This is a genomic window from Aureimonas glaciei, assembly GCF_014643375.1.
GTDB classification, from domain to species: domain Bacteria; phylum Pseudomonadota; class Alphaproteobacteria; order Rhizobiales; family Rhizobiaceae; genus Plantimonas; species Plantimonas glaciei.
Map to the genome: position 1 here is coordinate 463,536 of NZ_BMJJ01000002.1, position 14,747 is coordinate 478,282.

11 protein-coding genes are annotated in these 14,747 nt (G+C 65.1%); 7 read left to right on the plus strand and 4 right to left on the minus strand.

From position 1 onward, the window contains the following. Nucleotides 1–224: 224 nt before the first annotated feature. Nucleotides 225–1,178, minus strand: a complete 954-nt coding sequence (locus IEX88_RS06230; RefSeq protein WP_188849701.1) for an NAD(P)H-dependent flavin oxidoreductase — start codon at nucleotides 1,176–1,178, stop codon at nucleotides 225–227. Between the two features lie 207 nt (nucleotides 1,179–1,385). On the opposite strand from IEX88_RS06230, the gene IEX88_RS06235 reads away from it, so the two are divergent. The 3 genes from IEX88_RS06235 (at nucleotide 1,386) to IEX88_RS06245 (ending at nucleotide 4,550) form a co-directional block, all read left to right on the plus strand. Continuing rightward, nucleotides 1,386–2,753, plus strand: a complete 1,368-nt coding sequence (locus tag IEX88_RS06235) for a hypothetical protein (protein ID WP_188849702.1) — start codon at nucleotides 1,386–1,388, stop codon at nucleotides 2,751–2,753. 104 nt (nucleotides 2,754–2,857) lie between these two features. Next, nucleotides 2,858–3,664, plus strand: coding sequence for an exonuclease domain-containing protein (locus IEX88_RS06240; protein WP_188849703.1), 807 nt, complete (start codon nucleotides 2,858–2,860; stop codon nucleotides 3,662–3,664). A 64-nt stretch (nucleotides 3,665–3,728) separates the two neighbouring features. Continuing rightward, nucleotides 3,729–4,550 (plus strand): DUF5677 domain-containing protein, encoded by an 822-nt coding sequence (locus tag IEX88_RS06245; protein WP_188849704.1) that lies wholly within the window; start codon nucleotides 3,729–3,731, stop codon nucleotides 4,548–4,550. Here IEX88_RS06245 and IEX88_RS06250 read toward each other — a convergent pair. After that, nucleotides 4,534–5,673 (minus strand): UvrD-helicase domain-containing protein, encoded by a 1,140-nt coding sequence (locus tag IEX88_RS06250; RefSeq protein WP_188849705.1) that lies wholly within the window; start codon nucleotides 5,671–5,673, stop codon nucleotides 4,534–4,536. The two genes, IEX88_RS06245 and IEX88_RS06250, sit on opposite strands and share 17 nt — an antisense overlap. Then, nucleotides 5,670–7,298, minus strand: coding sequence for an ATP-dependent nuclease (locus IEX88_RS06255; RefSeq protein WP_188849706.1), 1,629 nt, complete (start codon nucleotides 7,296–7,298; stop codon nucleotides 5,670–5,672). The genes IEX88_RS06250 and IEX88_RS06255 overlap by 4 nt, the downstream gene beginning before the upstream one ends. A gap of 405 nt (nucleotides 7,299–7,703) precedes the next feature. On the opposite strand from IEX88_RS06255, the gene IEX88_RS06260 reads away from it, so the two are divergent. The 3 genes from IEX88_RS06260 to IEX88_RS06270 are packed head-to-tail and all read left to right on the plus strand — an operon-like array spanning nucleotide 7,704 to nucleotide 11,859. After that, on the plus strand, nucleotides 7,704–9,110 hold the full coding sequence (locus tag IEX88_RS06260; RefSeq protein WP_188849707.1) for a cytochrome c: 1,407 nt from the start codon (nucleotides 7,704–7,706) through the stop codon (nucleotides 9,108–9,110). Next, entirely contained in the window at nucleotides 9,104–9,592 is a 489-nt protein-coding gene (locus IEX88_RS06265) for a (2Fe-2S)-binding protein (protein ID WP_188849708.1), read from the plus strand. Before IEX88_RS06260 ends, IEX88_RS06265 begins: the two co-directional genes overlap by 7 nt. Continuing rightward, a complete protein-coding gene (locus IEX88_RS06270; protein WP_188849709.1) occupies nucleotides 9,592–11,859 on the plus strand; it encodes a xanthine dehydrogenase family protein molybdopterin-binding subunit in 2,268 nt (755 codons plus the stop codon). The genes IEX88_RS06265 and IEX88_RS06270 overlap by 1 nt, the downstream gene beginning before the upstream one ends. 187 nt (nucleotides 11,860–12,046) lie before the next feature. Here the strand turns inward: IEX88_RS06270 and IEX88_RS06275 are convergent, their stop codons facing one another. Then, the gene (locus IEX88_RS06275) at nucleotides 12,047–12,421 is read right to left on the minus strand and encodes a tudor domain-containing protein (RefSeq protein WP_188849710.1); all 375 of its coding nucleotides are present in this window, start codon (nucleotides 12,419–12,421) and stop codon (nucleotides 12,047–12,049) included. Between the two features lie 383 nt (nucleotides 12,422–12,804). On the opposite strand from IEX88_RS06275, the gene IEX88_RS06280 reads away from it, so the two are divergent. Continuing rightward, nucleotides 12,805–14,436: a cisplatin damage response ATP-dependent DNA ligase gene (locus IEX88_RS06280; RefSeq protein WP_188849711.1), complete on the plus strand. Its 1,632-nt coding sequence runs from the start codon at nucleotides 12,805–12,807 to the stop codon at nucleotides 14,434–14,436. Nucleotides 14,437–14,747: the final 311 nt, after the last annotated feature.

A 14,747-nucleotide genomic window follows, 5' to 3' on the forward strand; every position in this document is an offset into this window, starting at 1 on the left:
CGGGTTCAAGCGCCAATCCGCTTTCCCGGCGGATGAAAGTGAGGGGCGCCAGCCCTGCGCAAGCCGCCGGGTGGCGTGCGCCTACGGCGCGCGTCGGAAAAGCGGCCCCGCCAGGGACCGAGGCGCGGGCCGCGGCCGGCTCGGCCGGCTTGGCCGTCAAAGGCAAGGATGGTCGCCGCCGCTCCGATCCGCGTCCGGCCGTCAAGGCCCGGGAACTGGCGCCGTCAGAGCGACAGGCGGGCGCGGGCGGCGCGGTATTCGGCGTCCAGGCGGTTGACGAGGGCGGCCGCCGGCAGCACCGCCTTGACCGCGCCGATGCCCTGGCCCGAGCCCCAGATGTCCTTCCAGGCTTTCGCACCGGCCTTGGCGAAATCCATCTTCGACGGGTCTGAGTCGGGGAGGGCGTCGGGATCGAGGCCGGCGGCGGCGATCGAGCTCTTCAGATAGTTGCCGTGGATGCCGGTGAAGAGGTTGGTGTAGACGATGTCGGCGGCCGCGCCTGCGACGATGCCCTGCTTGTAGGCCTCGCTGGCGCGCGCCTCTTCCGTGGCGATGAAGGCCGAGCCGATATAGGCGCCGTCGGCGCCCATGGCCTCGGCCGCCAGCACCGCGCCGCCGGTGGCGATGGCGCCGGAGAGGAACAGCGGCCCGTCGAACCATTCTCGGATTTCCGCAATCAGCGCGAAGGGCGAGAGCGTGCCGGCATGCCCGCCGGCGCCGGCGGCCACGGCGATCAGCCCGTCGGCGCCCTTGCGGATGGCGCTGTGGGCATGGCGGTCGTTGATGATGTCGTGCAGCGTGGTGCCGCCATAGGAATGCACCGCCGCGTTCACCTCGGGCACGGCGCCGAGCGAGGTGATCACCAGCGGCACCTTGTGCTTCACGCAGAGGGCGAGGTCCGCCTCGAGCCGGTCGTTGGAGCGGTGGACGATCTGGTTGACGGCGAACGGCGCCGAGAGCTGGTCGGGATGCGCCGCGTCGTGGGCGGCGAGCGCTTCCTTGATCTCCGCCAGCCATTCGTCGAGCTGCGCCGCCGGGCGGGCGTTCAGCGCGGGAAAGCTGCCGACGATGCCGGCCTTGCACTGGGCGATCACCAGCGCCGGGTTGGAGATGATGAACAGCGGCGCGGCGATCACCGGCAGCCGCATTCGGCCCTGGAGCACGGAGGGAAGGGTCATCGGCGCGCCTCTCTGCAGATTGACGTAAACGTAAGACAGGAGACGATTAGCAGATCGCCCGCCCCGCACAAGCCGTCCGTCCGGGGGAGGGCGCCGGGCCCGGACCTCCCTTCGAAAACGCTCTGCCTCAATGACTCCCCTTTTTCAGGGCAGAACCGTGGGCCGGCCGGACGGGGCCGGTCCTCATCCCGCCAGGAGAACGCCCGCATGCCGTCCCGATCCGCCCGCACCACCCTTACCACCACGACCTTGGCCGCGACCGCCTTGGCCGGTCTCGCGCTGCTGGCGCCGCTGCCGGCCTCGGCCGCCAGCCCCGATGCCTGGAACAGTTTTCGCAAAGACGTCGAAGCCGCCTGCCGGACGGCGGCCGCCGCGCGGATGCCGGAACCGCAGGTCGTCGTCGATCCCTTCGGCTCCGAGAGCTACGGCCTCGCCTTCCTGCGCGGCCTGTCCCCCGAGGACGGCGCGACGCAGTCGCTCGTCTGCATCTACGACAAGAAAGCCCGCACCGCCGAGATCGGCGGCACGATGGCGCTGGAGACGGCGGTGCCGGCCCTGGCCGCCGAGGCGCCGGCCGCCCTGGATGCGGCGCCGACTGCCGCGGCTGGAGCGCCCGCGGAACCCGTCGCCCCCGCGGCGACGCCGGAGGCCCCGCCGAGCCCGCCGGCCACGGCCGTCGCGGCGGCCACGCCGTCGCCCACCGCGCCCGCTACCCCCTCAGGGGCGACAACTCCGCCAGCGGCCCCCGCGGCCCCGTCGCCAGCGGCCTCGTCGCCAGCGGCTCCGTCACCCGCGACCCCGTCGCCAGCGACCCCGGCGGCCGCTGCCGCGCCGCCCACCCGCTCGCAGGCCGCCGCTGCGCTCGAACAGCGATTCCTCTCCGCCGCGGCGCCGCCCGCTGCCGCCGCGCCCGTGGATGTCGCGGCCTATGCGCCGAGCGGCCAGGCCGACCCGGTGGCGACGGCCTTTGCCGGCCAGTGCGACGCGACCTGCGCGGTGACCCTGACGGGGCTCGCCGAACCCGACCGGGCGTCGCTCGTGGATCTCGCCGCCGAAGTCGACCGGACGCTCGCGGCCCATCCCGGCGCCAAGCTCGCGGCGGGGCCGGAGGCGGCGCGGGAAGCTGCCGCGGCGCTCGCCGGCAGTGCCGCCGGGCAGAAGACGGGCGACGTCGCCCCGCCCGCGGCGGACCTTGCCGGCGAGCGCTCCTGCGTCCTCTATTACTTCGGCTACGAGAACCAGGCGGCGCGCACCGTCGCCCGCCACCGCTGCCGCGTGACGCAAGCGGAGGGCGGCGCCCTGGTCGTCGAAAAAACCTCCGGCGAGCGTCTGCGGGCGGAAATCCGGCCGCTGACGGGCGAATTCTCCGCCTTCGTCGGCCGCACCTTCGAGGCCGCGGAAGCCGAGACCGCCTATGATCCGGCCAAGCCCGTGAGCCCCGCCAATGCCGAACTCGGCAACACCGTGGGTCTCGCCGCGGCGCGCGAGGGAAAGCTCGTCCTCGTCTCCTCGCAGCGCCGGCGATTCGCCGACCAGGGCGATTTCTTCTGGGTTCTGGCGCTCGACCCGGTCTAAAGCGCCTTGCCCGCTGAATTTATAGGGTAAAACCCGCGCCGCGGCGCCCGGCCGCGGTCTCTCGCCTTGCATCGCGGCGCGGCCGTGACAATCTCTCAGCCACGATGCCGAACCTCTTCCCCACCGTGCCGAAAACCCTGTCGCTGTTCGCCGAGCCCGCGAAAACGGTCGTGCGCGTCATCGACACGGAGACGGCCGGGCAGCGCTTTGAGGAGGATGCGGTGCTGGAGATCGGCTCGGTCGATCTCGACATCGCCACCGGCCAAATCTTCAACCCGATGCAGACGCTGGTCGACCCCGAAGGCGTCGTCATCAACCCGCATGCCCGCCGCGTCCACCAGATCTCCGACGACATGCTCTTCGGCGCCCCGCGCTTTGCCGAGGCCGTGGCGCCGTTTGCGGGCGCCGCCTTCTACGCCGCGCAGAGGGCCGAGTTCGACCGGCCGCGGCTGCGCCTCACCGGCCGCTGGCTGTGCACCCACAAGCTGGCGCTGCGCGCCTTTCCGGATGTGCGCGCGCACGGCCTGCAGTCCCTGGTGAAATACGTGCCGCTCGACCTCACCGAGGTCCGCCCGCAGTTCGAGGGCCTCCACCCCCACCGCGCCCTCTACGACGCGCTCTGCACCGCCGTCCTCCTGCGCAGCATTGCAGAGGCCCTGATGCCCCGCTGCCAGGACGTCGCCGACTTCCTCGACCGCGCCGAACAGGTCTCGAACCAGCCCGCGCTGCTCGCGAAACTCCGCTTCGGCAAGCACAAGGGCGTGCCGCTCCGCGACGTGCCGCCAGACTATCTGGAATGGCTCATCCGCGAACCCGGCATGGACGCCGACGCGGTCTATGCCGCAAAACACCACCTGGCGCAGGCGGTGGTGCGCGGGGCGCGGGCGGACCGGACGGGGACGGCGGGGTAGGGGAGGCGGGTTTGCGCCCATTCCGGCCGTTGAACCCTGAATTTCAATCGTTTGAAAGCGGACCATGACCGACACCTATAATCCGTCAGCGATCGAGGATGCCGATTGGGTCGACTGGCTTGTGATCTTCAATGATCGTGCGCGCAATTTCATTGGCGAGTTTGCGCAGGAGACAGCTGGCAGCGACGATCCGAGGGCCCTGTCTGCGAAGTTTGCGATCGCAGCGCGCGCTTTGACACTCATCCATTCGGCACTGGTGCTGCTGCAGAACGAGGAACAGCTTGCCTTTCGCATCATGGCACGTGGCATCATCGAATGTGCGATGCACATGGAGTCGGCGTGCACCACGGCAGAATATTTGCCGATTCTTTATGATGACGACCAGGCTAGCCGGATATCGCGTGGCAAGCTCCTCCAGAAGTCTACGCAACTCTCCGAGGAAGCCAATCGCGAGCTGCAGCAATTCGTCATGGCCGTTGGCGAGAATAAGCCCAAAATCCTAAATATTGGCGAGCTGAGCAAAGGAAGCAATTTCCCTCGTTTTCAGCTTTTCTACCGACAGATTTCCGCCGACGCAGAGCACGTGACATGGACCTCGCTATGCCGGCATCCGCAGGAAACCTACGATAGGGTGACCCTTGAGCTCGATCCACAGCTCGAAGATGAAGAAATGTTTGATACGATTAGTCTCATCGCGCTTGCCGCCATGACGGTCGTGTTGCATCTACGTCATTCGCTCGAGATCACACAGAACGAGGTCGAATTCTCCGCGCTGGGCCGCCGCTACAGCGAGCTATATCACGAAGGCGTGGCAGAGTTTCGCGGGCGGCATAAGGACGGAGATCCGGGAACATGTTCCGAGGATTTCTCTACTCGAAAACAGTAAAACCGGTAATATCCTCACCATCAGCGGGGTCGTAGACCACTGCCACCGCATGTCTTGCGCGGGTGAGACCGACATAGAGTTTTGCGCGGGTTTCGGCCTTCAATGCCGATTGGGAATTCTTCAGCCAGTCAATCATTTCTTTCGTAGGATAGATAATGACGCGGTCGAAACCGAGGCCCTTGGATCGTCCGAACGTTAGCGCTGGCAGATCGGCAGATGCAATCTTGACGGTAGAACTCCATCGGAGCTGCACCGGTCGCCTCGTGTTTAGATAGCGGGGCAGATCTTTTCGCCGGACGATGAAGAGACCCGCGTCAACAGGGACCGATTGTCTGCAGCCGACACATTTGCAAGGAGCCGCAGCAGCCAATTTTGGATAGAGCTTCGACGATAATTCGCAGATGGCCGGGCTATTGCGGTGCGATGTCACGAGACTGGTCACATCAATATCGCATGGGACCTTTCGGGGAAGTTCCGCCCGAATGAAGTCGGCGATGCCGCCATCCCGATACTTTTTAAGACGGCCTTCCAGATGCGTCACATAGGTAACCTGTCGGGGATCACCTACCATGACCACGTTTGCGGGGCTTTTGAATAGTGCCGTCAAAATGTCGAGGTCGTGGCCTGCCAGATCCTGCACCTCATCTACGAAGATAAAGGGATAGATACGGGCAAGCCGCTCGATGACAGCGCCTTCCGATGCCTCGTTGCACCGTATCATCAGCCTCGACAATTTGTCTGAATAGACGCGATTTCGCCGGTCGAAGTAGCAGAGTCTGAAATCTTCCTCACCCCAGTACATGGGACGCCCTTCCCGGTTCTTACCCCGCAAACCGGACCTCTTCGAAACCAGAAGCATACCAGCGATATCCCAATCAAACAGCTTGCCTTGAAAGGGCTTGATGCCGTGGTGGATCAGCAAACTGAACCAGGTCTGTATACGAACGTTGCCTGGAACTGAGCCGTGAATCTCGAAAAATTTGTGCCGGATCTCTTTTTCGTTCGACTCCGTGTAGGTTGTTATAAGGACGCGACTATTCTTGACAGCGAGCGCTTGGCGAACAAGGTAGGTGGTCTTACCTGAGCCTGCCGCAGCGATGATGAGCTTGTTCGGCCCCATCATATGGCGATCGCGTCCAAGATATATTCCGGGTATTGAATTCTCGCCTGTCCCGAAAAGACGGCTAGCGCACAATCGGTCTTGTTGTTCTTCATGTAGCGATGAAGGCCATCCAGATCGAAGGTTTTGCCGAACAGCTTGTTGAAGGTCTCGACGCTATTTGATTTTACCAGTTTCGGCTCAAGGGTATTGTAGTTGAAGGGCTTATCGCCGAGGACGAGATCGCCCCTATCCACGACGGGATCATAGCAGATTTTGATATGATCGACGTCCTTGTATTTGGCATACTTCTTTTCGAGCGCAGCAAGATCACCGTCATTGTCGGTCGCGACCACGACTGGAATTTTAAGCGCCGTCGCCAGTTCGAGAAAACGCAGGAACGAAAGTCCGACCGAGATGACATCGATCCCATCGTCGATCGGCAATCTTCCCGCGTTAGCATCCATATAGGCCCGCTGGACGACCAGTTCGTCCGCATCCCCCTCGACAAGGATCGATTTTTGCGACAACACGAGACGCAGGGTGTTGTAGCCAGGGAGCTTATGGAAGAAGTCGCTCGCATTCAGATCCTTGATCCGAGTGACTTTCGCTTCCCGCAGCAGTATCAAGTGGTCCAGTCCGAGTTTGTTCGCGACGAAACTGCTATGCGTTGTAATAATGACCTGCTTGCCGCTATTGTCGGTACTGATGTCGCTGATGAGTTGGTTGAGCTTCGAGTGTGAAAGATGGTTTTCAGGCTCCTCGATCAGCAGTATGGTCGCTTCTCTGTTCTTCTTGCTGCTCAACGCGAGGCGTGTCTTAACGATGCACTGCTCGCCCTTGCCGATATAGTGGAAGGGGACGTCGTCGATGTAGGTCATGAGGCTGTTTTCCCAGGCATTATGGGACGACATATCGACCGAAATGCTGACCTCTTTTCGACTTATCTTCGTCGCTTCCGCTAGCCTTTCATTGATGGCGCCGACATTGTAATCGGCCTTGAAAGCATCTTTCAGTCTTCGGTGGGCCTGGGATATCGCGACACGTTCCTTATCGTCCAGAAACTCCCTGACGATGCGCGAGATGTACATATCTGAGCCACTTTGCACACGCGTGCTCGTTGAGTCGATGAGGGCCGATTTGACGGGAATCGTGCGAGCCGTAGCCGGTTCGCGGGAGAACTCCAACCATTGAACCTGATAGAATTCCAAAGGTATCGAATTAATCTCTTTGCTTTTTAGCAACTCGGTATAGGCGCCATCATATTTTTTATCGAATTCGATTGAGAATAGGAGGCCTCGCGCCTTGTCGTTCCTCTCTGAGTTGCGGTTTCCACGAAGGTCTTCCAGCGCATCGTCACCAGCAAGAAATAGTTCTATCTGTATCTCCGGCGGTTGTATTGGGTATCTGGTAGCGAGACTGTCCAGATAAGCTCGCTCAATCTTCCTGTTGAAAATATAGGGAGATAGTTCGTTGCGCAGATATCTGCCATTCAGCATGCTCGTCAGGCATAGATGGATCGCTTCGAGCAGCGTGGATTTTCCGGCTTCGTTGTTGCCAACGATGATATTGACGCCCTGATTGAAATCGACTTCGAACCAATTTTCAAAGCATTTGAAATTTTTGATTTTGATTTTCTCGATATACATCGCTCACCCTCACTTCCCGCGAGGCAACCATAGCTTGTCTCAAAAAAATCGGCGAGCCAAAATGAGCGATTATTGTGCATCGATAGCGATTGGACTGATGTATGAACCTGTCGATATTCCATTGGATCGGCATCGCCAACCTTGGGCCGAAAGCGGACCGCCGCATCACGGTTCTTTAACGTCTGTTCTCGCCTATCGATTTCCGGACATGGGACTGTACGCTTTCGGCCCTCAGCAGCCTCCTTTCCCCTTTCCCAAAAATTACATGCCCGTTTTTCCACGCTCGCTCATCCGCTGGTTCCACAGGATCTATCCCCCTCCCTTATCAATTTCCTGGACCGTCAGCCTTCCTGCCCTATCTCGCTGAATCTGTGTGCCTCTTGGGCCCTCCTTTGCGAGTGAAGAATGAAATTTCGGACAGTGGCGGCGGGCGTCGCCGTGGTGGCGGTCGTGGGTCTCGGGGGGTTTGTCGCCTATGCGTGGCAGCCGGAGATCGAGGCGGGCGGGCGGCCGGCGGCGTCGGGGTTTGCGCCCGAGCTGGTGAAGCGGGGCGCGGATCTGGCGGCGGTCGGCAATTGCGTGGTCTGCCACACGGCGCCGGGCGGCAAGCCGTTTGCGGGCGGGCTGGCGCTGCCGACGCCGTTCGGCACGATCTATTCGACCAACATCACGCCCGACGAGGATACCGGGATCGGGCGCTGGAGCGAGGCGGCGTTTCAGCGGTCCATGCGCGAAGGCGTCGACCGGGAAGGGCGCCATCTCTATCCCGCCTTTCCCTATGACCATTTCACAAAAGTGTCCGACGCGGACAACCAGGCGCTCTATGCCTATCTCATGACGCGCGAGAGCATCGCGGCCCGGGCGCCGGAGAACGAGCTGCCCTTCCCGATGAACGTGCGCATGGTGCTCGCCGGCTGGAAGCTTTTGTTCTTCCGCGAGGGCGTCTTCGAGCCGGATCCCGCGAAGGACGCGGTGTGGAACCGCGGCGCCTATCTCGCCGAGGGGCTCGGCCACTGCAGCGCCTGCCATTCGCCGCGCAACATTTTCGGCGCCGAAAAGGGCGGGGAGGATCATCTCTCCGGCGGCGAGGCCGAGGGCTGGTCGGCCTATGCGCTGAACCAGGCGTCGCCGGCGCCGATCCCCTGGGACGTCGACAGCCTGACGCATTACCTGCACGAGGGCTGGGAGGCGCGCCACGGCGTCGCCCGCGGGCCCATGGCACCGGTGAACAGCAATCTCGGCACGCTGCCGGAGAGTGAATCGCGGGCGCTCGCCACCTATATCGTCGACCGCATTGGCGCGCCGTCGCCCGAGAAACAGGCGCGGGCACAAAAGCTCTTGGGCGAAACGCCGGCGCATGCGCCGGGCGTCCTCGTCCAGTCGGCCGGCGGCCAGACGAACCCGGTCGCGCACGACGCCGCCGATCGCGGCGCGGCGCTCTATGCCGGGGCCTGCTCGACCTGCCACGATGCCGGGCGGCCGCTGCCCTATGGCGGCCTCCGGCTCGATCACTCCACCGCGCTTTCTGGCCCGTCGCCGTCGAACCCGATCAACGTGATCCTGCAAGGCCTGCCCGCGCCGGAAGGCGAGCGCGGCCCGATCATGCCGGGCTTTGCCGGCTCGCTCGACGACGCCCAGATCGCCGAACTCCTGGCCTATATGCGCCGCACCTACAGCGACCAGCCTGCCTGGGAGGATCCCGCCGATCTGATCGCAGAAGCCCGGGCGCGGGGCGCCGAGGGCGGGCAAAAGGCGCTGAGCACCGGCACGGACGCGCCGGCCAACCCCTCGAAGCGGGAAACGACATGGTAAGCCTCACCGTCAACGGTCAAGCGCACGAGATCGACGCCTCGCCCGACACGCCGCTCCTCTACGTGCTGCGCGACGAACTCGGCCTGCACGGCGCCAAATACGGCTGCGGCCTCGGCCAGTGCGGCGCCTGCACGGTCATGGTCGGCGGCGAGGCGGTGCTCTCCTGCGTCGTCCCGCTCGTGGCGCTCGAGGGCAAGGCGGTCACCACCGTCGAGGGCCTCGGCACGATCGAGGCGCCCGGGCCCATGCAGGCGGCCTTCATCGAGGAGCAGGCCGCGCAGTGCGGCTACTGCATCCCCGGCATGATGATGCGTGCCCAGGCGCTGCTGCAGCGCGAGCCCGCCGCCTCCGAAGCGGCGATCAAGGCTCACATGGCGCCCAACCTCTGCCGCTGCGGCACGCATATGCGCATCCTCGCGGCGATTAAGCGCGCCGGCGCGGCCATGCGCACGGCGGCCACCACCGGTTCGAGGGCAGGCTGATGCGGCCCGAAACGCCATTCAACATCTCGCGCCGCGGCGTGCTTCTGGGCACCGGCTCGCTCGTCCTCGCCTTTTCCATGCGCGACGTGTTCGCGCAGACCACGACCTCGCCGGGCAGCGAGACGCAGAATTTTGAGGCCGTCGAGGAAGCCGCGCCCGATCTGCCGGGCAGCCTGAAGACCAATCCGGACCTGGAATCCTGGATCCGCATCGACGCCGCCGGCCGCGCCACCGTCTTCACCGGCAAGGCCGAACTCGGCCAGGGCATCAAGACCGCGGTGCTGCAGATCGCCGCCGAAGAGCTGGAAATGCCGTTCGAGAGCCTGTCCCTGATCGGCCCGGACACGAGCGAAAGCCCGAACGAGGGCTACACCGCCGGCAGCCACTCGATCCAGGACAGCGGCACCGCCATCCGCAACGTCGCCGCCCAGATCCGCGATCTCCTGATCACGGAGGGCGCCCGGCGGTGGAACCTGCCCTTCGACCAACTCAAGGCGGAAGCGGGCGCCGTCGTCGCCCCCGACGGTCGCAGGCTTGCTTATGGCGACCTCGTCGCGGGCGAGATCATCACCGGCCGGGCCCAGCCGAATTCGCGCCTGAAGCCGACGGATACGTTTCGCGAGATGGGAACGCCCCGCCAGCGCATCGACATTCCCGGCAAGGTCACCGGCGGCGCCGCCTATGTCCAGGACATGCGCCCCGACGGCATGGTGCACGGCCGCGTCATCCGGCCGCCGAGCCCCGGCGCGCGCCTCGTCTCGGTCAACACCGGCCCGGTGGAGGCGCTGCCGGGCGTGTTGAAAGTGGTGCGCGACGGCTCCTTCCTCGGCGTGCTCGCGGAAAAGGAATGGCAGGCGATCACCGCCATGCGCCAGCTCTCGGCGCTGGTCCAATGGGAAGAGCGCGAAAGCCTTCCCGACGCCGCGAGCCTCGCCGAGTCGATCATCGCGCTGCCGGCAGAGGATGGCCTTGTCGCCGAAACCGGCCAGCTCGGCACCGCGGGGCTCGACCCCTTCGAGGTGACGTTCACCCGGCCCTATCAGGCGCACGGCTCGATCGGCCCCTCCTGCGCCGTCGCCGTGCTGGACGCCGGCGTCACGACCGTCTGGACCCACACGCAGGGCGTTTTCCCCGACCGCGCGGCAATCTCGGAAATGCTGCGTGTCGCGCCCGAGGCGGTGCGCTGCGTGCACGTCGAGGGCTCCGGCTGCTACGGCCACAACGGCGCCGACGACGCTGCGGCGGACGCCGCGCTCCTCGCCCAGGCGCTGCCCGGCCGGCCGGTGCGGCTGCAGTGGATGCGCGAGCAGGAACATGCCTGGGAGCCCTTCTCGCCGGGCATGGTGACGAAGGTGCGCGCGGGCACGGACGCCTCCGGCACGATCGTCGACTGGGCCTACGAGGTCTGGAGCAGCACGCACAATTCGCGTCCGGGCGGCGCCGGCGCGCTTCTGCCCGCGCAGCATCTGGCGGCGCCATTTACGCCGAAGCCGCCCAAACTCCAGCTGACGCCGGAAGGCAATGGCGACCGCAACTCCAATCCGCTCTACGCCTTCCCCAACCGCAACGTCGTCTGGCATTTCATCAAGGAGATGCCGCTGCGCGTCTCGGCGCTCCGAGGCCTCGGAGCCTACATGAACGTCTTCTCCATCGAGAACGCCATGGACGATCTGGCGAAGAAGGCGAATGCCGATCCGGTGGAATTCCGGTTGCGGCACCTCCAGGACGACCGCGCGCGGGCGGTCGTCGAAAAGGCAGCGGCGGCGTTCGGCTGGAAGGCCGGGCAGGCGGCACCGGCGAACCACGGCTACGGCTTCGCCTTCGCCCGCTACAAGAACCTCGCCGCCTATTGCGCGGTGGCGATGGAGGTGATGGTCGAGCCCGATACCGGCCGCGTCCGGATGATCCGCGCCAATGCGGCGGTGGATGCCGGCGAAGTGGTCAACCCGGACGGCGTCGCCAACCAGGTGCAGGGCGGCATCGTCCAGTCGGCGAGCTGGACGCTCTACGAGGCCGTCACCTTCGACCGCACGCGGGTGACCTCGGTCGACTGGTCGACCTATCCAATCCTCCGTTTCGACGCGCTGCCGCAGACGATCGACGTCGAGATCGTGCCGCGTCCGGGGACGCCCTTCCTCGGCGCGGGCGAGTGCAGCCAGGGTCCGGGCGGTTCGGCGCTTGCCAACGCCATCACCCACGCCATCGGCCGGCGCATCACCGACCTGCCGCTGACGCGGGAGAGGATCCGGGCGGCGATCGTCGCCTAGTCACCCTGAGACTGAGGGGTATCGGGGGCCGCTGATCCCGATGCCGACAGGCCGGTCATTCTGCCTGTCGCGTTTCCGGCGGGCGCCCGAGGGAGGGCGCTTGGCGAGGGCCGCAAAAATCCGGTGCCGTGAGGCGCCGATCGGGCCCGCGTGTCGGGGCAGGACTGGCGTCCTGCCCCTTTTTCCATCAGTTGGAGCGGCAACGGCCCGTCTTGGTGGTTTCCTTGTCGCCATCGTCATAGGCGATGCCGATCTTCTCGCCGGCGAGCGAGGCGATCTTGCCGGGATACCAGTCGCCCTTGCCCTTGTAGTTGCATTCGACCTTCATACCGATCATCCAGTCATAGGCACGGACATCGGAGATATCGAGGGTTTCGCGCTCGCCGTCGTCGTAGCGCACCGTGACTTTGCCGCCGCCGAGCTTCTCCACCACGCCCGGGAACCAGTAGCCGGCGCCCTGGTAGTTGCCGAGAACCCAGTCGCCCTTGGTCTGCGCCGTGGCGTGAAGGCTACCTGCGGCCATCAGCGCGACTGTCAGGACGGAGATCATCTTTATACGCAAGTTGCTTCCTCTCAGAAACCTGCTTGCATGACCGTTCCACCAAGGACCCGGCTGGCAAAGCGCAAGAGCCGTATGCGCATTCCCTGCGGACAGCAATACTCATTCAGCCATGCGATCCTTGGATTCGCCAGTTGAAATGACTTTTTCGTCGGCCGCGTGGAAGTTGGCAGGCGTCCTTGAAGCGAAATCGTCAGTATAGCTTGCGTTGTGCCCCTGCGGCATGACGGGGCCGCGGAGTTCACGGCGGCTCACAGGCACTCGTCCGGCCGCCTTGGGGAGAAGGCAGGCCGATCTCGCCGCCGGTGGGCCGGCTGCCGATGACGCTATGCTCCTTGGCCGCGCGCGCTAGATGGCGTCGCAAGAGACCATCTTCACCGGGCCGCATGAAACGCTTCGCCGATCTCCTCGACCGCCTCGTCCTCACCCCCTCGCGCAATGGCAAGTTGCGGCTGATGGTGGATTTCTTTGCCGAGGCGCCCGATCCCGAGCGGGGCTACGGGCTGGCGGCGATCACCGGCGGGCTCGACATCCCCGGCGTCAAGCCGGCGATGCTGCGGGCGCTGATGGCGACGCGCATGGACGAGGTGCTGTTCGGCTATTCCTACGACTATGTCGGCGATCTCGCCGAGACGATCGCGCTCGCCTGGCCCGAACGGCAGGGCGCCGCGGGCGAGGGCGGCGAGCAACCGGAGGCCGAGGAGCCCTCGCTGACCGAGATCGTCGAGACGCTGTCGCATGTCTCGCGTGCCGAGGGGCCGAAGCGGGTCGAGGCCTGGCTCGACCGGCTGGATTCCTCCGGTCGCTATGCGCTGCTGAAGCTCGTCACCGGCGGCCTGCGCATCGGCGTCTCCTCCCGCCTCGCCAAGCAGGCGCTGGCCGATTTCGGGGCTAAGGACGTCGCCGAGATCGAGGAGCTCTGGCATGGCCTCGAGCCGCCCTACACCACGCTCTTCGCCTGGTTGGAAGATGTCGCGGAAAAACCCGTGTCGGCGGCGCTCGCCCCGTTCCGGCCGGTGATGCTGTCGCAGCCGCTGGAGGCGCCGGACTATGGGCGCATCGTGGCCGAGGACTATGCCGCGGAATGGAAATGGGACGGCATCCGCATCCAGGCGACGCGCGACGGCGGCGTCTGCCGCCTCTACTCACGCACCGGCGACGACATCTCCGGCGCCTTTCCCGATCTCGTCGAGGCCATGGATTTCGACGGGACACTGGATGGCGAGCTTCTCGTTGCGCGCCCTTCGCGCGAGCCGGGCATTGTCGTCGGCACGTTTTCCGACCTGCAGCAGCGGCTGAACCGCAAGGCGGTTTCGACGGCGGTGATGAAAAAGCATCCGGTGTTCCTTCGAGCCTACGACCTGCTGCAGGACGGGCCGGAGAACCTTCGCGCGCTTCCCTTCGCCGAGCGGCGCGCGCGGCTCGAGCGGTTTCTCGATACGCTTGATCCCGCTCGCTTCGACCTCTCGCCGATCGTGCCCTTCGAGGCCTTCGACGAGCTGGCGGACAAGCGCGCGAACCCGCCGCATCCCGTGATTGAAGGTTTGATGCTGAAGCGCTGGGACTCGGCCTATGTCGCGGGCCGGCCAAAAGGCCCCTGGTTCAAGTGGAAGAAGGACCCGCATCTCGTCGATGCCGTGCTGATGTATGCCCAGCGCGGTCACGGCAAGCGCTCGAGCTTCTATTCCGACTATACGTTCGGCGTCTGGACCGGGCCGGAGGATGCGTTGGAACTGGTGCCGGTCGGCAAGGCCTATTTCGGTTTCACCGACGAGGAGCTGAAGCAGCTCGACAGATATGTCCGCGACAACACCATCGAGCGTTTTGGTCCGGTGCGCTCGGTGCGCGCCGAGCCGGACCACGGCCTGGTCCTGGAAGTCGCCTTCGAGGGCCTCGCCCGCTCCACCCGCCACAAGTCGGGCGTCGCCATGCGCTTTCCCCGGGTGTCGCGCCTGCGTTGGGACAAACCCGCCTTCGAGGCCGACCGGTTGGAAACGCTGCAGGCGATGCTGGAGTGAGGGGAGGGCGCTTTCGCCACCACGGCAGAATGCGCTATCGCAACGTCTGACGTGCCGGTAAAGCGACGACGTTCTTCTTCTCCCCTCCGGGGAGAAGTGCCCGGCAGGGCGATGAGGGGAGCGCCCTCGACGGACCGGCCGCCCCGCGGCTACGCCGCGCCCCTCTCCCGCCTCGCTCCGCTCGGCACCCTCTCCCCGTTGGGGCGAGGAAGAGCGCCACGTCCGGCACCGACGGCTGACGGCTTTGCCCGCTATGGCCACTGAAGACCCGGCAAGAGGCCAAAGCTGCTTCTTCTCCCCGCCGGGGAGAA